The organism is Streptomyces sp. NPDC045998, assembly GCF_056430285.1.
This window is the reverse complement of the sequence record NZ_JBWKLJ010000003.1, coordinates 28,438-47,615: the sequence shown is the minus strand read 5'-3', so window position 1 is coordinate 47,615 and position 19,178 is coordinate 28,438. Positions and strand designations below refer to the sequence as shown.

Sequence of the window (19,178 nt, the reverse complement as noted above, 5' to 3'; positions counted from 1 at the left end):
TGAGCCGGGGCCGGTCGGCGGAGGAATATCCGTCGATCGGCCCCGGCCGTTCCGTGTACGGTTCTTGTGTCCCTGCCAAGTGACAACTGGACGGCAGGGCCATCGAACCCGAACCGGCGGGACATCCGGACATACATGTATGTGGGGACTCTGTCCTTCGACCTGCTCCTCGGCGACGTACGGTCGTTGAAGGAGAAGCGCTCCGTCGTCCGCCCGATCGTCGCCGAGCTCCAGCGCAAGTACGCGGTGAGCGTGGCCGAGACCGGGGGCCAGAACCTCCACCGCAGGGCCGAGATCGGCCTGGCGATGGTCTCCGGGGACGTCGGGCATCTCACGGAGGTACTGGACCGGTGCGAGCGCTTGGTCGCCGCCCGGCCCGAGGTGGAGCTGCTGTCCGTACGGCGGCGGCTGCACACCGACGAAGACTGATCGTGCAAAGGGCGCCAGACGTGCGGGACGACACCGTACGGCGCAAGAAAGAGGAGACGGACCAGTGGCCGACAACGCGCGGGCGAAGAAGCTGGCGGACCTGATCCGGGAGGTGGTGGCACAGAAGCTCCAGCGCGGGATCAAGGACCCGCGGCTCGGAACGCACGTGACCATCACCGACACCCGGGTCACGGGGGACCTGCGGGAGGCGACCGTCTTCTACACCGTGTACGGCGACGAAGAGGAGCGCAAGGCCGCCGCCGCGGGTCTGGAGAGCGCCAAGGGCGTCCTGCGGTCCGCCGTCGGCGCGGCGGCGGGCACCAAGTTCACGCCCACGCTGACCTTCGTGGCGGACGCCCTCCCCGAGACCGCCAAGACCATCGAGGACCTGCTGGAGGTGGCCCGCGCCTCGGACGCCGCGGTACGCGAGGCGGCCTCCGGCGCCGCGTACGCGGGCGAGGCGGACCCCTACCGCAAGCCGGGCGACGACGAGGACGAGGACGCCGCCGCCGAATGAGCCAGCACACCACGACGCCGGACGGCCTTGTCATCGTCGACAAGCCGTCCGGCTTCACTTCGCACGACGTCGTCGCCAAGATGCGCGGGATCGCCAAGACCCGCCGCGTCGGACACGCGGGGACGCTCGACCCGATGGCCACCGGGGTCCTCGTCCTCGGCGTCCAGAAGGCCACCAAGCTCCTCGGTCACCTCGCGCTGACCGAGAAGGAGTACCTGGGCACCATCCGCCTCGGGCAGAACACCATCACCGACGACGCGGAGGGCGAGATCACCTCGTCCACCGACGCGTCCACCGTCACCCGCGAGGCCGTCGACGCCGAGGTGGCCAAGCTGACCGGCGCCATCATGCAGGTGCCGTCCAAGGTCAGCGCCATCAAGATCGACGGCAAGCGGTCGTACGCGCGCGTGCGCAGCGGCGAGGAGTTCGACATCCCGGCCCGGCCGGTGACGGTCTCCTCCTTCCAGGTGTACGACGTGCGCGAGGCCGTCGCCGAGGACGGCACGGCCGTCGTGGACCTCGTCGTCTCCGTCGTCTGCTCCTCCGGTACGTACATCCGCGCCCTCGCCCGCGACCTGGGCGCCGGGCTCGGCGTCGGCGGCCACCTCACCGCGCTGCGGCGCACCCGCGTGGGCCCGTACAAGCTGGACACGGCGCGCACGCTCGACCAGCTCCAGGAGGAGCTGACGGTGATGCCGATCGCCGAGGCGGCGGCCGCGGCGTTCCCGCGCTGGGACGTGGACGAGCGGCGGGCGAAGCTGCTGCTCAACGGCGTACGGATCGACATGCCGGCGTTCGAGGCGGCCCCGGTGGCGGTGTTCGGGCCCGACGGCCGGTTCCTCGCGCTGGTGGAGGAGAAGGGCGGCAAGGCGAAGAGCCTCGCGGTCTTCGCCTGACACCCTCGCCCCCGGTGTTTCACCCACTTGGCGAGGCGCTCGAAGTGAACACGGGGAGCACCCGGGGGCGCGTTTGCCGCGCGTTCTTCTCGAGGTGATCATCGCCGTCCTACCGTCGAGCCATGGAACGCGGGGACGGTGCGACGCTCGTACACATCTGTGACGCGGGAGGCCGGCCACGCGGCACCGGCTTCGTCGCGGACGACCTGGGCACGGTCGTGACCAGCCATGAGGCCGTCGACGGCCTGCGGCGGGTCGTGCTGCTCGGGCCCGGCGGCCGGACGTGCGTCGCCGAGGCCGACGCCATCACGCCGCTGCCGGGCGCCGCGCTCGCCCTCGTACGCGGCGCGGGGCTCGGCGCGCGCCCCCTGCCGCTGGCCGAGCGCCCGGCTGTCGAGCCCGGCACGTACGTACGGATCGCCGCGGGCGGCTGGCGCCAGGCGCGGGTCCTCGGGCCCGCCGACGTCACCTACACCGCCACCGACCGGTTCCACCGGCTCGGCGGCGTCCTGGAGCTCGCCGTCGGCACCGAGGGCAGCGAGGCGCTGCGCCGGGGCGGCGAGGCCGCGGGTGGGCCCGTCCTCGACGCGGCGACCGGCGCCGTCCTCGGCGTCCTGGCCACCGCGCTCCACGCCGAGCGGCGCGCGGCCGGCTTCGCCGTCCCCCTGGCGGCGATGGCCGCCCGCGACCCCGCGGGGCCGCTCGCCGCCCTGCTGCGGCGCAGCGCCGCCACCGTCCCGGCGTACGGCCGCGACCTCAACCCGGCGGGCGTGCTGGAGCTGGCCGCCGCCTCCGGAGACCCGGACTCCGGCGGCAGCGCCTGGCCGGAGCCGGTCGAGCGGGCCGGGGCCGCCCGGGCGTACGAGCTCTTCGCCGCCTCGCCGGACGCGCTGCTGCTGGGGCTGGTCGGCGAGCCCGGCAGCGGGCGCACCACCGAACTCGCGGCCCTGGCCGCGCGCCGCGCCCGCGGCGCCGAGCCCGCGCCCAGCCTGTGGGTGCGCGCCGCCGACCTGCGGCCGGACGACACCTCGGTGGGGGACGGGCTGGCGCGGGCCCTGCGGCGCGCCGCCCGCGCCGTCGCCGCGAGCGGGCGGCCGGGCCTGTGGGACGACTCCGCCGCCGCCACGCCCGAGCGGGTGGCGGGGCTCGCCCGCGCGGCGGGCCACCCCCTGCTCGTCCTCCTGGACACCCCCGACGAGCCGACGCCCGCCTGGACCGAGGGGACGGCGGCGTGGCTGCGTGCGCACGGCGCCCGGCTCGCGGTCGCCTGCCGCCCCGAGCAGTGGGAGCACGTCCGTGCGCCCTACCCGGCGGGGGAGGCGCGGTGCGTGCGCCTCGGCGACCTGACCGAGCGGGAGGCGCGCTGGGCGCGCGCCCGGTACGGGCTGCCCGCGGACGCCGTCGCGGACGGCGACGCCCGGCACCCGCTGGCGCTGCGGCTGCTCGCCGAGGTGCGGGAGGCGATGGGTGGCGGCGCGGTCGCGGGGGCCCGGCGGGACGAGATCTTCGCCGCGTACCTCGACCTGGTGTGCCTGCGCGTCGCGGTCCGGGTCGCGGACGCCTCCCGGCCGCCGGTGCGCGGAACCGGGGTGCGGCGGCTCGCGGCGCGGGTGGCGGGGCGGGTCCACGAGGTGGCGCGGCGCTGCCCGGACCCGGAGGTGGACCGGGCGGTGTTCGAGGAGCTGTTCCCCTGGAAGGGCGGCTGGGCGTCCGCGGTCCTCGCCGAAGGCCTCCTCGTCCCCGTGGGGTCCGGCTACCGCTTCGGCCACGAGGAGCTGGGGGAGTGGCTCCGGGCCGCGCACCTGGACCTGGACGCGGCGCTGCGGGCGCCCGACGGCGAGGCCCGTACGGCGGGCCTGGCGGCGCGGGCCCTGCTCGCGCTTCCGGACGCGCGGGGGTACCTGGGGGCGCTGCGGGAGCTGGCGGACCGGATCGGCGACGCGCCTGGCGAGGCAGCCACCGCGTTCGGGCCCGACTTCTGGGTGCGGCTGCGGATCGGTGAGGACGAGCGCCTCGACCTGCTGCGGCGCCTGGTCCCGGCGGACGGCCCGCCCGGAGGGCCGGGGGGCCCGCGGTTCCTCGACGCCGCCGCCGCGCGGCTCGTGGCCGACCCGCGGGGCGTGCAGCCGCTGCTCTGCCGCTGGTTCACCGACGAGCGGCCCCTGCCCGCCGAGCCCGGCTCCCGGACGCGGTCCGTGCGGCTCACCGTCGCCGGGGCCGCGCAGGCGCTGCTGTACGCGCACCGGGGCCCGGCCGTCGACGACCTGTGCGAGGCGCTCGTCACCACCGCCCACCCGCGAGCCCGACAGCTGCTCGCCGCCCTCGCCGAGGACGAGCCGTCCGCGCTGTGCCGCGCCGTCGACCGCTGGGCCCACGACGACGCCCGCCCCGCCCGCCGCGCCGCCGCCGCCACGTACGGCCGGCTCGTCGCCGCGCACGCCACCGCCGCCGCCGACCGCGAGCTGCTGCGGTACGCCGCCCTCGCGCTGCTCGCCCGCCCCGGCGACCCCGCCCTCCACGAGGCGGCCCTCGACCTGCTGACACGCGAGCCGCGCGGGCCGGGCCTGCCGGGCGAACCGGAGGCGCTGCTGCGAGCCGCCGCGCTGGGCGCGGAGCGGTGGCCGGAGGAGCGCGTGCGCGAGCTGGTGCGGCGCGCGGGCGCCCTCTCGGTGCGTACCCCCGAGGGCGCGACCCGCTTCGACGGGCACCTCGTCCAGCTCGCCCGCCAAGTGCCCGGCTTCGCGGCGCTGGTCGCGGGATGGCTGGCCCGGGACCCGGAGGAGTGGGTGTTCCTGGTGGGGCCGAGCGCGCGGCGCATGGTCGAAGGGCTCGTCACCCCGATGCCGATGCGGGCGGGAAGCCATCGGCATGGCAGTCTTAGACCTGCGTAATCCGTCAATGACGTACACAGGTTCGGGCGAGGAGCGGTCACAGTGCAGCGCTGGCGTGGCTTGGAGGACATCCCCCAGGACTGGGGGCGCAGCGTCGTCACCATCGGCTCCTACGACGGGGTCCACCGCGGGCACCAGCTGATCATCGGGCGGGCGGTCGAGCGGGCGCGCGAGCTCGGCGTCCCGTCCGTCGTGGTCACCTTCGACCCGCACCCCTCCGAGGTCGTCCGCCCCGGCAGCCACCCGCCGCTGCTCGCGCCGCACCACCGGCGCGCCGAACTGGTGGAGGGGCTCGGCGTCGACGCCGTACTCGTCCTGCCGTTCACGGCCGAGTTCTCGCAGCTGTCGCCGGCCGACTTCATCGTGAAGGTCCTCGTCGACAAACTGCACGCCCGCGCGGTCATCGAGGGCCCGAACTTCCGCTTCGGGCACCGGGCCGCCGGCGACGTCGCCTACCTCGCCGAGCTGGGCTCCACGTACGACTACGAGGTCGAGGTCGTCGACCTGTTCGTCAGTGGCGAGGCGGGCGGCGGCGAGCCGTTCTCCTCCACGCTGGCGCGCCGCCTGATCGCCGCCGGCGACATCGAGGGCACCGCCGAGATCCTCGGCCGCCCGCACCGCGTCGAGGGCGTGGTGGTGCGCGGCGCCCAGCGCGGGCGGGAGCTCGGCTACCCCACCGCCAACGTCGAGACCCTGCCGCACACCGCGATCCCCGCCGACGGCGTCTACGCCGGCTGGCTCGTCGTGGGGGAGGAGCGCATGCCGGCGGCGATCTCCGTCGGCACGAACCCCCAGTTCAACGGCACGGAGCGGACGGTCGAGGCGTACGCGATCGACCGCGTCGGCCTGGACCTGTACGGGCTCCACGTGGCCGTCGACTTCCTGGCGTACGTGCGCGGCCAGGAGAAGTTCGGCTCCATCGAGGAGCTGCTGGAGGCCATCGCGGCGGACGTGGAGCGCTGCCGCGAACTGACGTCGGCGCACGACGGCGCCCCGGCCGCGTAGCACTGCGCGCGGCCCGGGCCGTCAGTCGTCGGCCGCCCAGTGGCACGCCGCCCCCCGCCCGCGCCCCGGCAGGACCGGCAGGTCCCGGGTCCGGCAGGCGTCCGCGAGGCCGGGGCGGGCGGCCTCCGGTGAGGCCAGGACCGGGCAGCGGGCGTGGAAGCGGCAGCCGGGCGGGATGCGGGCGGGGTCCGGGGGCTCGCCCGTGAGGAGCACCGGCTCGCCGGGGGACTCCGGCAGGACGGACAGCAGGGCGCGGGTGTAGGGGTGGCGAGGGGCCGACAGCACCTCCTCGACCGGGCCCGTCTCGACGACACGCCCCAGGTACATCACCGCCACCCGGTCCGCGATGTTCCACGCCAGCCCCAGGTCGTGCGTGACGACGAGCGCGGAGAGGCCCAGCTCGTCCCGGAGGCGCAGCAGCAGCGCCAGGATCTCCCCGCGTACCGAGGCGTCGAGCGAGGCGACCGGCTCGTCGGCGACGATGAGCTCGGGCTCCAGGACCAGCGCCCCGGCGATGACCACGCGCTGCCGCTGACCGCCGGACAGCTCGTGCGGGTAGCGCAGGAAGAACCGCTCCGGCGGCCGCAGCCCGGCCCGGGCGAGCGCCGAGGCGACGGCGGCCCGCTCGTCACCGCCGTACCCGTGGATCCGCAGGCCCTCGGCGACCGCCTCGTACACCGTGTGCCGGGGGTTGAGGGAGCCGCTCGGGTCCTGGAGGACCAGCTGGACGCGGCGCCGGTACGCCTTGAGGGCCGCGCCGTGGTACTCCAGCGGTGCTCCGGCGAAGGTGACGGAGCCGGACGCCGGCCGCACCAGGCCGAGCAGGGAGCGCGCCAGCGTCGTCTTGCCGCAGCCGGACTCGCCGACGAGCGCGACGATCTCGCCGGCGCCGATCTCCAGGTCGACCCCGTCCACCGCACGGGCGGGCGCGCCGCCGCGCCGCCGCGCCGGGAAGGTGACGCGCAGACCGTGGGCGGACAGCAGGGTGTCCACGCGGGGCTTCATGCGGGGCTTCACGCGGGGCTCCCGACGGGGAAGAGGCAGGCCGAGCGGTGGCCGGGTACCACCTCGACCAGCGGCGGCTCATGGGTCGCGCACGCCTCCACGGCCACCGGGCAGCGCGGGCGGAAGGCGCACCCCGGCGGCAGCGCGGCCGGGTCCGGCGGGTCGCCCGGCAGGCCGCGCGGGGCGAGCCGGGAGGCCGGGTCGCCGACGCGGGGGAAGGCGGCGGACAGCGCGCGGGCGTACGGATGCCGGGCCGCCGCGTACACCGCGCGCGCCGGGCCCTCCTCGACGACGCGGCCCGCGTACATCACCGCGAGCCGGTCGCAGGTGTCGGCCAGTACCGACAGGTCATGGCTGATCATCACCAGGCTGATGCCCTGCTCGGCGACGAGCCGCTCGATCAGCCGCAGGATCTGCGCCTGGATCATCACGTCGAGCGCTGTGGTCGGCTCGTCGGCGACGATCAGCCGGGGCCGGCAGGCCAGCGCCATGGCGATCATCACGCGCTGCCGCTGACCGCCGGACAGCTCGTGCGGGTACGCCGTGGCCCGCGCGGCCGGCAGCCCCACCTGCTCCAGCAGCTCGGCCACGCGCTCGCGCGCCGTCGCCGCCGTCGCCAGGCGGTGGACGAGGAGGGGCTCGGCGATCTGGTCGCCAACGCGGTGCACCGCGTTGAGCGCGTGCATCGCGCCCTGGAAGACGAGGGACGCCCCCGCCCAGCGGACCGCCCGCAGCCGGCCCCACCCCATGGTCAGGACGTCCTCGCCGTCGAGCAGGATCCGCCCGTCGAGCCGCGCCGACGCGGGCAGCAGCCGCAGCAGGGCCAGCGCGAGCGTGGACTTGCCGCAGCCCGACTCGCCCGCGATGCCGAGCTTCTCGCCCGCGTGGAGGGTGAGGCCGACGCCGCGCACGGCGGGTGTCCCCGTGTCGTAGGTGACGGTCAGGTCCCTGACGTCGAGCAGGCTCACCGCCCCACCCCCAGCCGCGGATTGAGCACCGATTCGATGGCCCGCCCGCACAGCGTGAAGGCGAGCGCCACGGCCGCGATGGCGACGCCCGGCGGCGCCAGGTACCACCAGTGCCCGGACGAGACCGCGCCCGCCTCCCGCGCGTCCTGGAGCATGCCGCCCCAGGAGACGACGGTCGGGTCGCCGAGCCCGAGGAAGGCGAGCGTCGCCTCGGTCAGGATGGCGGTGGAGATGCCCAGCGTCGTCTGGGCCAGCACCAGCGGCATCACGTTGGGCAGGACGTGCCGGCGCATCACGTGCGCGTGCCCGCCGCCGAGCGCCCTGGCCCGTTCGATGTACGGGCGCGACTCGACGGCGATGGTCTGCGCGCGCACCAGCCGGGCGGTGGTGGGCCAGCTGGTGACGCCGATCGCCAGGATCACCGTCCACACGCTCCGGGACAGGACCGTGGCCAGCACGATCGCGAGCACCAGCGACGGCATCACCAGGAACCAGTCGGTCACGCGCATCAGCACCGTCGCGAACCAGCCGCCGTAATGCCCCGCGACGACCCCGACGAGCGTGCCGATCGCGACGGACAGCGCCGCCGCCAGCAACCCGACGGCCAGCGACACCCGCGCCCCCTGCACCAGCAGCCCGAGCAGCGACCGCCCGAACTGGTCGGTGCCCAGCGGGAACCGCGCACTCGGCGCCTCCAGCGGTATCCCCGGCGCGCGGGTCACGCTCCGCACGTCCCCGCCGACGAGCAGCGGCGCGGCCAGCGCGACGAGCCCGATCACGGCGAGGGCACCGAGCCCGTACAGCCCGGCCCGGTGCGTACGGTAACGGCGCCAGAAGCGGGCCAGGGAGTCGCGGCGGCGCAGCCAGGTCAGCGAGGAGGAGCTCATCGGGCCACCCGGGGGTCCAGCAGCGGGTACAGCAGGTCGGCGAGGAGGTTCATCACGATCATCGCCCCGGCGAAGACGACGAACAGGCCCTGGACGAGCGGCAGGTCGGGCACGGACAGCGCCTGGTAGAACAACCCGCCCAGCCCCGGCCAGGAGAACACGGTCTCGACGAGGATCGAACCGGCTGCCACATGGCCGAGGTTGATGAACACCATGGTCACCGTGGGCAGGAGCGCGTTCGGCACGGCGTGCCGGCGGCGTACGACGGCGTCGCGGAGCCCCTTCGCCCGCGCGGTCACCAGATAGTCGCCGCCCATCTCGTCGAGCAGCGAGGAGCGCATCACCAGCAGCGTCTGCGCGTACCCGACGGCGACCAGCGTCAGCACCGGCAGCACCATGTGGTGCGCGACGTCGAGGACGTACGCGAACCCCGTCTCGCCGCCGCCGGACTCCATGCCCCCGGTGGGGAAGAGCCCCGGGACGGGCCCGACACCGACGGCGAAGACGATGATGAGCAGCAGCCCGAGCCAGAACGACGGCACGGACCACAGCGTCAGCGCGACCCCGGTGTGCACCCGGTCGGCGAGGCGGCCGTGGCGCCAGGCCGCGCGGGTGCCGAGCCACAGCCCGAGCGCGGAGTAGACGACGACCGCGACACCGGTGAGGAGCAGCGTGGCGGGGAGCCTGCTCGCGATCAGCTCCCCGACGGGGGCGCGGAACTGGTACGACATGCCGAGATCGCCCGTCAGCGCCTTGGCGCAGTACTCCGTGAACTGCTGCCACACCGGCAGGTCGAGCCCGAACTGCCTGCGCAGCGTGGCCATTTGCTCGGCGGAGGTCGGCCGCCCGTGGGTCATGGCCCGGACCGGGTCGCCGGGGATGATCCGGAAGAGGAAGAAACTGGTGACGAGCACGGCGAACAGCGACACCACCGCGCCGCCCAGCTTGCCCGCCAGATGGCGGGGGTAGGACGAGACGGCCGTCCGGGAGCGCCGTACGACCGCCTCCGCCCCGGCGCTCGCGCTCGCGGTTGTCACGGGTCACTCACGCTCGTCGGCGGTGGCGCGGCGGCGCACGGCGGCCCAGGCACCGACGGCGGCGAGGACGAGCGCGGCGGGGCCGAGCACGAACCAGACCCCCGCCGTCCCGCCCGAGTCCCCGCCGGCCCGGCGCGCGGCCGACGCCGGTTCGGCGGACCACCAGCTCCAGTAGCCGTCCTGCCCCCAGATGTTGCCGGCGGCCTCCGGCATCGTCGTGATCGACCGGATGTGGTCGGTGCGGTACGCCTCGACCGCGTTCGGATACGCCATGACGTTCATGTACCCGGTGTCGTACAGCCGTGCCTGCGCCTGCTTGACCAGCTCCGCCCGCTTGGCGGGGTCGTACTCGCCCGTCTGGCGGGCGTACAGCTCGTCGTACGCGCGGTCGCAGATGAAGTTGTCGGTGGCGCCGGTGTCGGCGGGGGTCGCCGGGAGCGCCCCGCAGGTGTGGATGGAGAGGACGAAGTCGGGGTCGGGATTGACCGACCAGCCGTCGAAAGCGAGGTCGTAGTCGCCCTTGAGCCAGGGGTCGGAGACATTGTCGAGGCAGTCCACCTTCAGTCCGATGCCCAGCTTGGACCACCACTCCTGGAGGTAGGTGGCGACCGCCTTGTCGTTGGGGTCGGTGGCGTGGCACAGGATCCGGAAGTCGAGCGGTCTGCCGTCCTTGCCGGCGCGCTTGCCCGCGGCGTTCTTCCGGTAGCCGGCGGCGTCGAGGATCCGGGCCGCCTGGGCGGGGTCGTACGCGCGCTTCCGCGCGCCCTCGGGCTTCCAGAAGTACGGGGCGAAGCGGGGCGGGATGTAGCCCTCGCCCTCGACGGCGTGGCCCTGGAAGACCTTGTCGACGATCGTCCGGCGGTCGACGGCGAGGAAGAGCGCCTTGCGGACGGCCGGGTCGAGCAGGGCCGGGTGGCCGGTGCCGAACCTCTTGCCGTTCTTCGCCCGGGCGCCCGGGTTGGTGGCCAGGGCGTAGAAGCGGCGGCCGGGCGCGTCGTTCACCTCGATGTGCGGGGCGGAGCGCAGCGACGCGGCCTGGGCGGGGGTGAGGTTCGGTACGAAGGAGACCTCCCCCTTGCGCAGCGCGGCGACGGCGGCGTCGCCGTCCTTGTAGTACCTCAGCACCAGCTCGTCGAACTTCGGCGCCCCGCGCCAGAAGTCCTTGTTCGGCGTGAGCTTCACGTACTGGTCGACCTTGTAGTCCGTGATGAGGTACGGGCCGTTGCCGACGATGGGGAAGCTCTTGTCGTTGTTGAAGGTGGAGAAGTCCTTCACCTTCTCCCAGATGTGCTTCGGCACGATCGGGACGTCGAGCGCGGTCATCGTGGCCTGCGGCTTCTTCAGCTCGATGACGAGGGTGCGGGGGTCGGGCGCGGAGACCCTCTTGAAGTTGGCGGTGAAGCTGCCGTTGGCGGTGGCGGCGTCCGGGTCCGACATCATCCGCCCGAACGTCCAGGCGGCGTCGTCGGCGGTCACCGGCCTGCCGTCGGACCACGTCGCGTCGGAGCGGATGGTGTACGTCCACGTCAGCTTGGACGGCGACGGCGTCCAGGCGGTGGCCAGACCCGGGACGGGGTGGCCGTCCCTGACGTCGTAGTTGGTCAGGTTCTCGTAGGTGAGCCGGTGGAGGGTGGTGGAGACCAGCCGCTGGGCGAGGAAGGGGCTCAGGGAGTCCACGCTCTGGGACACGGCGATCGTGAGGACCTTCTTCGCCGCGTCGTCGGCCTGGGCCGGCGGCGCGTGGAGGGCGGTGACGGCGACGCCCGAGGCGAGAAGCAGGCGGAGGGGGCGGTGCGGAGCCATGGTGACCATGAGCTGACCTCGCGTCGGATGCGGGTGCGCGTGGCGGCGCCGGCTGGTGAACCGAGGTGTACCAGCGCCGTAGGACCGCGTCAACGAGGCGTCAGCACGCGTTGTGTCCCTGAGGAACACCCGAGGGCCCGCACCGTCACGACGGTGCGGGCCCTCAATGGTCCAGTCCTCTGCCGCTCTACTGCTGAGGGGCCGGCGGTGCCTGCGGAGGCTGCTGCCCGGGCTGCTGCGGCACCTGGTGCTGCGGCGGGTACGGCTGCCCCGGTGCCGGCTGCTGCGGTGCGTACGGCTGGCCGGGGCCGGGCTGCTGGGGCTGCTGGGGTGCGTACGGCTGGCCGGGCGCGGGCTGCTGCCACTGCTGCGGCGGCTGGGCGGGGTACGTCTGCCCCGGTGCCGGCTGCTGGGGTGCGTACGGCTGGCCGGGGCCGGGCTGCTGGGGGTGCTGGGGCTGCTGAGGTGCGTACGGCTGGCCCTGCGGCGGATAGGGCTGGCCCTGCTGCGGGTACGGCTGGCCGCCGGGAGCCTGCTGGCCCGGCACCGGCGGAGCCATCTGCGGCGGCATGCCGCCCTGCCCGTCCCCGGTCCACAGGCCCTGCGCCTGCTGCGCCCGCGCAAAGTCCTCGGCGACCATCGCCGAGAGGTTGAAGTACGCCTCCCGGGTCTTCGGCCGCATCATGTCGAGGTCCACCTCGGCGCCCGCCGCCAGGTGCTCGTCGAACGGCACCACGATCACCCCGCGGCAGCGCGTCTCGAAGTGCTGGACGATGTCCTCGACCTTGATCATCTTGCCGGTCTCGCGGACACCCGAGATCACCGTGATGGACCGCTGCACCAGCTCCGCGTACCCGTGCGCCGACAGCCAGTCGAGCGTCGTCGACGCGCTGGAGGCACCGTCCACGGACGGGGTGGAGATGATGATCAGCTGGTCCGCGAGGTCGAGCACCCCGCGCATGGCGCTGTAGAGCAGACCGGTGCCGGAGTCGGTGAGGATGACCGGGTACTGCTTGCCCAGGACCTCGATCGCCCGCCGGTAGTCCTCGTCGTTGAACGTCGTGGAGACGGCCGGGTCCACGTCGTTGGCGATGATCTCCAGGCCGGAGGGCGCCTGCGAGGTGAAGCGGCGGATGTCCATGTACGAGTTGAGGTACGGGATCGCCTGGACCAGGTCGCGGATGGTGGCCCCGGTCTCGCGGCGCACGCGGCGGCCGAGCGTACCGGCGTCCGGGTTGGCGTCGATGGCGAGGATCTTGTCCTGCCGCTCGGTGGCGAGCGTGGCGCCCAGCGCGGTGGTCGTGGTCGTCTTGCCGACGCCGCCCTTGAGGGAGATGACGGCGATCCGGTAGCAGGACAGCACCGGCGTACGGATCAGGTCGAGCTTGCGCTGCCGCTCCTGCTCCTCCTTCTTGCCGCCGAGCTTGAAGCGGGCGGCGGCGGAGGGGTTGCGGCTGGACTTGGCCTTCTGCTTGTTGTTGCGCAGGAGGCGGTCGGACGACAGCTCGACGGCCGCGGTGTAGCCGAGCGGCGCGCCCGGCACCGAGCGCTCCCGCTGGTCGTGCGTGACCGGTGTGGGCCACGCACCGCCGGTGCGCGGGTCGTACGGGGCGCCCTGGGGCTGCTGCGGCTGTTGCTGCTGGGGCTGCGGCTGCTGCGGGGCGGGCTGACCGGGGTGGGGGAAGCCGTAGCCGCCCTGCGGGTGCTGGGGCTGGGGCTGGGGCTGGCCGGGCGCGGGTGCCTGCGGGGGCAGGGCGCCGGAGGGGGCGGGCTGCTGCGGCTGCTGCGGGGCGGGCTGACCGGGGTGGGGGAAGCCGTAGCCGCCCTGCGGGTGCTGGGGCTGGGGCTGGGGCTGGCCGGGCGCGGGGACCTGCGGGGGCAGGGCGCCGTAGGGCCCGGGCTGCTGCGGCACGGGCTGGGCGGGCTGCGCGGGGTGGGGGAAGCCGTAACCGCCCTGCGGCGCGGGGGCCTGCGGCTGCGGCTGCGGCTGGGCGGGCTGGGCCGGGTGCGGGAAGCCGTAACCGCCTTGCGGCGCCGGGGGGTTCGGCTGCGCGGCGGTCGGCGCCGGGGCGGGCCACTGCGGGGCCGCCGTCGGCGCGGCCGGCTGGAACGCCGGCGGCAGCGGCGGCAGCGCCGCGCCCTGCGGCGTACCCGGGGCGGGGGCCCACGGCTGGGCCGGCGCGTCGGCGGGCGCCGCGTGCTGCGGCGGGGTGTCCTGCGGCGCGGTGCCCTGCGGTGCGGCGTCGGTCACTTCGGCGTCCGCCGGGGCGGCGGCGTCCCCGGGGGTCTGGTCGCGCGGCTCGTCGCCGCCCTCGTCGGCGGGGCGTTCTTCGGCGGGGCGCTCGTCGGCCGGGGCGGCGACCTCGGCAGGCGCCTCGGCCGCGGGCTTCTCCTCGGCGTCCGCGTCCGCGTCGTCGGAGGCCGAAGGCGCGGGGGCATCGGCGTTCTCCGGAGCCTCAACGGCCTCAGCGGGCACGACCTCAGCGGGCACGGCCCCAGCCGGCTCCGCAGCCTCGGCCGCGGCCGGCTCCTCGGCACGCGCTCCGGCCTCGTCCGACGAAGCCTCAGCCGACGGGGCCTCGTCCGGCGAAGCCGCACCCGACGGGGCCTCAGCCGATGGAGCCGTACCCGACGCGGCCGCCTCGCGCGCGGCGATCTCGGCCATCTCGCGCTTCAGCGCGGCGGGCGAGAAGCGCATGGTCGCGCCGCTCTCCACGTCACCGCCCCCGAAGGGCTGCTCGGGCTCGGGCTGGGCAGCCCCCGCCGAAGCCTCCGCCCCGGAAGCCCCGGAAGCCCCGGAAGCCCCGGCGGCATCGGCAGCACCCGGTGCCCCACCAGCCGCAGAGGCCTCAGTCGGAGCAGGAACCGCTGGAGCAGGAGCGGGCGCCGCTGGAGCAGGCGCCGCAGGGGCGGGCGTGGGCACGGGGGCCGCGGGCGGCGTCGCCCAGTTCGGCTCGAAACCGCTGCCCGGGGGCAGCCCCGGCACCGCGACCGGCATCGCCCCGCTCGGCGGCGGCGGGGGCGGCGTGTACCCGCCGCTCGCCGCGCCACCGGCGGCACCACCCGACGACGTGTCCGCGGCGTTCTGCGTGTACCAGGCCGGCGGGGTGTAGTCGATGGTGAACTCACCCGTCATCTCGGCGGGATCCGCGTCGGACTCGTCGACGGGAAGGTTCCAGCTCCCGTGGATGTCGTCCCGATCGCCGTTCACTTTGCCTCCTGGTGTGGTCGAGCACCCTTGTGCCGTGGTGGGTGGGGCCACCGTTGACTTCCGATCGGCCCGGCTCTGCGACCCACCCTAATCGTCAACGATGCCGTACCGGCAGGCTCACCCGGAGCCCACCCTCTGTCCCGTACCTCACGCCCTGCCTACTCGTCACGTGAGTGCGGCAGAGCGTGAGATGCGTGGCCGGGAAAACCGGTACAACTGCCCATGAACCAGGAGCGCTCGACTGTCACGCGGCGAGGCTCTCACCACATCCCGCCGAAGCCTTCGCGAAGCCCTCACAGACCTGCGCGGCGGCCTCATCGACCCCAACCGCCCCTACGTGATGTCGAACTCGCCGTCCCGCGCCCCGAGGACGAAAGCCCGCCACTCGGCCTCGGTGTACCGCAGCACCGTGTCCGGGTCCAGGGACGAGCGCATCGCGACCGCGCCCCCCGGCAGGTACGCGATCTCGACCCGCTCCTCGTCGGGGCTGGTGCCAGGGGGGCCGTGCCACTCGACGCCCGAGATGTCGAGGGCGTACAGCTCTTCCTTCTCCTGTGCGCTGCCCATCGGGGGTTCCTTTCTCTCGCGGTGGCCGCGCCGCCCGGCCCGAGTGCCCTGTGGCGGCGCGTGAAGCACCTGTCGCTCCGCGTCACCCTCCCGCATCCTAGGCCAGGTGGGGGACCCCGCAGGGGGCGCTCAGTCCATTCGCCGGGGCATGCCCAGCAGGCCCGACTCCGCGTCCGTCGGGGCCGTCATCACCCAGTTCCGCTCGCGCCCGGAACACCAGAGCGTGACCCCGTCCGCCAGCGTGGGCAGGGCCTCCGTCTCGACCTGGGTGAGCCCCAGGATGCGCCCGATCTGCTGCGCCTCCTGCGGCGAGACCCGCTGGACTCCCACGAGCGTGGACGCCCGCATCAACCGGGGCGCCACCGGGCTCAGATACGGCAGCAGCGTCAGGACCGACTGCCACGGCGACGACACCACGCGCCCGCGCGGCGGCCGCATGCCGCAGTCCCGCACCACCACGACCGGACTGCTCACCGTCGCACCCATCGGGGGAACGCGGCCCACCTCGTGCAGGGTGACGCACTCCAAGCCGGCGCCCGCGGTCTGGGCGAGCGAGACCCACTCCTGCGCGCGCCCGGTCTCCACCGCGACCCGCGCGCCCGTGCCCGCCGCCCGCAGCGCCAGCACCTGCGCCGTCCACAGGCCGCCGATCAGCAGTACGTCGTACGGCGTCGAGCGGTGGAAGCCGATCATCTGCGGACGGCCCTCGCCGTCGTCGCCGATGACCACCCCGTCGTCCCCGACCGGCAGGGACAGCGCGCCGAGATGGTCCGCCGCCATGGTGTGGCCGGCGAAGCGCGGGCCGAACAGGCCCCGGAGCCCCCGCCCGGAAGCGGACACGGACACGGACACGGGCACGGATGCGGATGCGGATGCGGATCCGGTACGGGCCATCAGCGGGCACCTCCCAGCGGCAGCGTCGCCAGAACGCCCGGCAACTGCTCACGGTCCAGGCGCTGCAGGCCCACCTTCGCCGACCGTCCGGCCTGCTCCAATGCCCTGCGTACGCCGATCAGTTCAGTGTCGGAGCCGCCGGTGATCCGGACGTGCCCGAGTACGTCCATCGTCCCCTGGCGCATCCCGCGCCGCAGCGTGAAGCTCACGGTCGTCGCGTACGCGGGCACGGCGGTCAGCAGGGACACCAGCTTCGGCAGGGGCGTCGCGCCGCGCCCGAGCTCCGGCCAGCGGCCGACCGCGTACGTCGTGTGCCAGCGGTCGTCGCACCGCCACACCCGCGACGTCTCCGCCGTACGCCGCTGCGGCGCCGCGTCGGGCCGGCCCGCGCGGGCGGTCAGCCGCGCGCTGGCGCAAGCCGCCATCGCCACCGTGGAGTTGAGCTCCTCCTGGTCCAGGACCACGGCCTGGAAGCCGGCGCCGGTCATCCGGCTCGCCACATGGTCCGCCGCGCGCACCAGACAGCGCTGGGCGCCCTCGACGCCGCCACCGCGCGCCGCGACCGCCTCCGCGCACAGCTCAGGGTCCAGCTTCACCGCCACCCACGTCATGCGCAGCGCGGGCGCGCCGGTCCGCTCCTGCAGCGGCGCGTAGGAGCGGCGGGCCACCGACTGCTCCGGCAGGTGCGGCGCGGGCGCCGGGCGCACCTGCTGCACCAACTGCACCGACTCCAGCACGATGTCGTCGACTTCCAGCGCGCTTCCCAGCACGGACAGCGGCAGCGCGCGGGCGCCGAACGCCGGGCGCAGCGCACTCCCGCTGGCCTCGATCCGTACGACCGCGGTCAGGAACGTGCCGTCCCCGAGCATGCCGACGGTACGGCGGTTGCGGTCGACGTACGGATAGGGCCGGAAGCCCGGCACGCCCTCCGCGACGACGGCCAGCGAGGGGTCGACGTCCGCCGGCGCCGGCGCGGCGCGACGGTTGCGCGCGCGCAGGGCCATGGCCGCCGACAGCCAGTCCCGCAGCGCCTGCCCCCGGCGGCGGACGACGGCGAACACCACCATCAGGAACGCGACCACGCAGGCGGGGATCAGCCAGAACCCGCCGAGCGCGACCCCCACCGCGGCCAGCGCGAGCGCCAGTTCCACCAGCACCAGCTGGCGCAGCTGGAAGGGGCCCACACGGCTCGTGCGGGACAGGGGGCGCAGGGTGGTGGAAGCCGGGACGGCGTTGCCGCGCGCGGCCGGCTCGGCCGGGGCGTTGCTTCGTTGCCGTCGGGAAGTTTCGGGGGCGGCCCTACCGGAGTTACGCCCATTTCGCGCGCGCGTCGCCGTACCCATCGCCGCGTTGCCCCCTCGTGTCCGTAATTACTGAATTCCCATGGGCGTTGACCGGGCGATCACCCTACCTGAGCGGTGGAACGCTGGTGCCAGCAGGCATAGTAGGGGCCGGCACCGACGACAGGTCCCGCTCGACGCATGTGGGAGCCTGGTCGCTCAGCGGGGAGAGGGACAACGGACACATGGCATCACGACGGGACGAACTCAACGCTTACACCTTTGCGAAGCGGAGGCTGGTGGCGCAGTTCGTACAGCCGAATGCGACCGGGTCGGAGGAGGGCGCGCCGCGGCCGCTGCGCGCGGTGCTGCCGGGGGTCATCGTCGGCGTGGTGATCCTCGCGGTCTTCGGGGCCTGGGGCATGTTCAAGCCCGTGGCGCCGCAGGGCTGGGCGACCCCCGGCGAGAACGTGATCATCGCCAGCAAGTCGACCACGCGGTACGTGGTGCTGGAGACCGACAAGAAGAAGCAGCTCCACCCGGTGCTCAACATGTCGTCGGCCAAGCTGCTGCTCAACCCCGACAAGGGCAAGGTCATCAACGTCGACGAGTCGGTGCTCGACAGCGGCAAGATCCCGCACGGCGCCACCCTCGGCATCCCCTACGCCCCGGACCGGCTGCCCGACCCCAAGGAGGCGGGCGCGGTCAAGCGCTGGGCGGTCTGCGAGCGGCCCGGCGAGGGCGGCCGCGCCATCCAGAAGGCGGCGTTCGTCTTCGCACAGCGCGAGGAGAGCAAGACCGAGGGCGCGAACCGCCTCACCGGCGGCGAGCTGCTGTACGTCGAGGGCCCCGACAAGACCCGCTACGTGGTCGACGCCCAGGGCACCGCGTACCCCGTCGCCGAGAAGGACCAGGAGCTGCTCCTGCGCCAGCTCGTCGGGCAGGGGCGCGCCGCCCAGCGGGTGTCCGCCGCGTGGCTGGAGACCCTGCACAAGGGCGACGCCATCGAGTTCCCCACCGTCCCCGGCCAGGTCGGGACGGACGCCGGCATCCCCGGCGACCTCGACCCCGAGGTCAACAGGATCGGCATGGTGCTGACGGCCACCGACGGCACCCGGGAGCAGCAGTACGTCGTCCTCCGCGACCGCGTCGCCCCCATCTCCGACTTCACGGCCAAGCTGCTGCTGAACAGCCGCCAGTTGGTCGACCTCGACCAGGCGGGCCGCGCCACCTCGGTGAGCGCCGGCGCCTTCCAGCCGGGCGAGGCGTTCGGCGCGGACAAGAAGTGGCCGCGGCTCGCGCCGAAGCCCGTCAACGACGCCGGTACGGAAGAGGGCAGCCGCAACACCGTCTGCAACGTCCTGCGCGAGGTCGACACCGACAACGGCGCCACCACCCTCAGCACCTGGGCGGGCACCGACTTCCCCGCCCCGCTGCCCACCGGCGCCAGCAGCGCCTACGTCACCCCCGGCTCCGGCCAGCTCTTCCGGCAGTTCAAGGGCTCGGAGACCGGCACCGGCTTCCTCTTCCTGGTCACCGACACCGGCCTGCGCTATGCCATGCAGTCCAACGGCGACACCGCCACCGACGACTCCGGCATCGGCTCCTCCGGTGACGAGAAGGAGAAGAAGGCGCGGGCCCAGGAGGCCGCCCAGGCCCAGAACCGGCTCGGCTACAAGGACGTCGACCCCGTCCCCGTACCCGCGGAGTGGTCGGTCTTCCTGCCGACCGGCCCCCGGCTGTCGACCGGCGCCGCGCGCCAGCCGCAGGGCTCCTGAGGGCCGGGGC

At 74.6% G+C, this 19,178-nt stretch carries 15 protein-coding genes; 6 read left to right on the top strand and 9 right to left on the bottom strand.

What is annotated here, in order from left to right:
• The first annotated feature begins 135 nt into the window (after nt 1-135).
• From AC07FJ_RS09230 to AC07FJ_RS09210, 5 genes are all read left to right on the top strand, one after another.
• The gene (locus tag AC07FJ_RS09230; protein ID WP_361429131.1) at nt 136-429 is read left to right on the top strand and encodes a DUF503 domain-containing protein; all 294 of its coding nucleotides are present in this window, start codon (nt 136-138) and stop codon (nt 427-429) included.
• Nucleotides 430-493: 64 nt separating this feature from the next.
• Nucleotides 494-946 carry a 30S ribosome-binding factor RbfA gene (gene rbfA, locus AC07FJ_RS09225; RefSeq protein WP_361429129.1) on the top strand — a complete coding sequence of 151 codons (453 nt, stop codon included), beginning with the start codon at nt 494-496 and terminating at the stop codon, nt 944-946.
• Nucleotides 943-1,842 carry a tRNA pseudouridine(55) synthase TruB gene (truB, locus tag AC07FJ_RS09220; protein ID WP_479047014.1) on the top strand — a complete coding sequence of 300 codons (900 nt, stop codon included), beginning with the start codon at nt 943-945 and terminating at the stop codon, nt 1,840-1,842. Before rbfA ends, truB begins: the two co-directional genes overlap by 4 nt.
• 122 nt (nt 1,843-1,964) lie before the next feature.
• Nucleotides 1,965-4,733, top strand: a complete 2,769-nt coding sequence (locus AC07FJ_RS09215) for a serine protease (protein WP_479047012.1) — start codon at nt 1,965-1,967, stop codon at nt 4,731-4,733.
• A 42-nt stretch (nt 4,734-4,775) separates the two neighbouring features.
• Nucleotides 4,776-5,738: a bifunctional riboflavin kinase/FAD synthetase gene (locus AC07FJ_RS09210; protein WP_479047010.1), complete on the top strand. Its 963-nt coding sequence runs from the start codon at nt 4,776-4,778 to the stop codon at nt 5,736-5,738.
• Between the two features lie 21 nt (nt 5,739-5,759).
• Here the strand turns inward: AC07FJ_RS09210 and AC07FJ_RS09205 are convergent, their stop codons facing one another.
• The 9 genes from AC07FJ_RS09205 to eccE all read right to left on the bottom strand — a co-directional run bounded on the left by AC07FJ_RS09205 (nt 5,760) and on the right by eccE (nt 17,453).
• Nucleotides 5,760-6,743, bottom strand: a complete 984-nt coding sequence (locus tag AC07FJ_RS09205) for an ABC transporter ATP-binding protein (RefSeq protein WP_479048272.1) — start codon at nt 6,741-6,743, stop codon at nt 5,760-5,762.
• Nucleotides 6,744-6,751: 8 nt separating this feature from the next.
• Entirely contained in the window at nt 6,752-7,711 is a 960-nt protein-coding gene (locus AC07FJ_RS09200) for an ABC transporter ATP-binding protein (RefSeq protein ID WP_479047007.1), read from the bottom strand.
• On the bottom strand, nt 7,708-8,598 hold the full coding sequence (locus AC07FJ_RS09195; protein WP_479047006.1) for an ABC transporter permease: 891 nt from the start codon (nt 8,596-8,598) through the stop codon (nt 7,708-7,710). Before AC07FJ_RS09195 ends, AC07FJ_RS09200 begins: the two co-directional genes overlap by 4 nt.
• The gene (locus tag AC07FJ_RS09190; RefSeq protein ID WP_479048269.1) at nt 8,595-9,554 is read right to left on the bottom strand and encodes an ABC transporter permease; all 960 of its coding nucleotides are present in this window, start codon (nt 9,552-9,554) and stop codon (nt 8,595-8,597) included. The genes AC07FJ_RS09195 and AC07FJ_RS09190 overlap by 4 nt, the downstream gene beginning before the upstream one ends.
• Before the next feature lie 84 nt (nt 9,555-9,638).
• The gene (locus tag AC07FJ_RS09185) at nt 9,639-11,447 is read right to left on the bottom strand and encodes an ABC transporter substrate-binding protein (protein WP_479047003.1); all 1,809 of its coding nucleotides are present in this window, start codon (nt 11,445-11,447) and stop codon (nt 9,639-9,641) included.
• A 178-nt stretch (nt 11,448-11,625) separates the two neighbouring features.
• A complete protein-coding gene (locus tag AC07FJ_RS09180; protein WP_479047002.1) occupies nt 11,626-14,649 on the bottom strand; it encodes an SCO5717 family growth-regulating ATPase in 3,024 nt (1,007 codons plus the stop codon).
• 333 nt (nt 14,650-14,982) lie between these two features.
• A complete protein-coding gene (locus tag AC07FJ_RS09175) occupies nt 14,983-15,216 on the bottom strand; it encodes a DUF397 domain-containing protein (RefSeq protein WP_361429100.1) in 234 nt (77 codons plus the stop codon).
• Between the two features lie 129 nt (nt 15,217-15,345).
• The gene (locus AC07FJ_RS09170) at nt 15,346-15,996 is read right to left on the bottom strand and encodes a hypothetical protein (protein WP_479048267.1); all 651 of its coding nucleotides are present in this window, start codon (nt 15,994-15,996) and stop codon (nt 15,346-15,348) included.
• Nucleotides 15,997-16,109: 113 nt separating this feature from the next.
• Nucleotides 16,110-17,453, bottom strand: a complete 1,344-nt coding sequence (eccE, locus tag AC07FJ_RS09165) for a type VII secretion protein EccE (protein WP_479046999.1) — start codon at nt 17,451-17,453, stop codon at nt 16,110-16,112.
• A gap of 182 nt (nt 17,454-17,635) precedes the next feature.
• Here eccE and eccB point away from each other — a divergent pair, with 182 nt between their 5' ends.
• On the top strand, nt 17,636-19,168 hold the full coding sequence (eccB, locus tag AC07FJ_RS09160) for a type VII secretion protein EccB (protein ID WP_479046997.1): 1,533 nt from the start codon (nt 17,636-17,638) through the stop codon (nt 19,166-19,168).
• The last annotated feature ends 10 nt before the right edge of the window (nt 19,169-19,178 follow it).

Coding starts and splice junctions, on each gene's coding strand:
- AC07FJ_RS09230 (WP_361429131.1), top strand. CDS start 136: ATGTATGTGGGGACTCTGTCCTTCGACCTGCTCCTCGGCGACGTACGG.
- truB (WP_479047014.1), top strand. CDS start 943: ATGAGCCAGCACACCACGACGCCGGACGGCCTTGTCATCGTCGACAAG.
- AC07FJ_RS09215 (WP_479047012.1), top strand. CDS start 1,965: ATGGAACGCGGGGACGGTGCGACGCTCGTACACATCTGTGACGCGGGA.
- AC07FJ_RS09205 (WP_479048272.1), bottom strand. CDS start 6,743: ATGAAGCCCCGCGTGGACACCCTGCTGTCCGCCCACGGTCTGCGCGTC.
- AC07FJ_RS09195 (WP_479047006.1), bottom strand. CDS start 8,598: ATGAGCTCCTCCTCGCTGACCTGGCTGCGCCGCCGCGACTCCCTGGCC.
- AC07FJ_RS09185 (WP_479047003.1), bottom strand. CDS start 11,447: ATGGTCACCATGGCTCCGCACCGCCCCCTCCGCCTGCTTCTCGCCTCG.
- AC07FJ_RS09175 (WP_361429100.1), bottom strand. CDS start 15,216: ATGGGCAGCGCACAGGAGAAGGAAGAGCTGTACGCCCTCGACATCTCG.
- AC07FJ_RS09170 (WP_479048267.1), bottom strand. CDS start 15,996: ATGGCGGCGGACCATCTCGGCGCGCTGTCCCTGCCGGTCGGGGACGAC.
- eccE (WP_479046999.1), bottom strand. CDS start 17,453: ATGGGTACGGCGACGCGCGCGCGAAATGGGCGTAACTCCGGTAGGGCC.
- eccB (WP_479046997.1), top strand. CDS start 17,636: ATGGCATCACGACGGGACGAACTCAACGCTTACACCTTTGCGAAGCGG.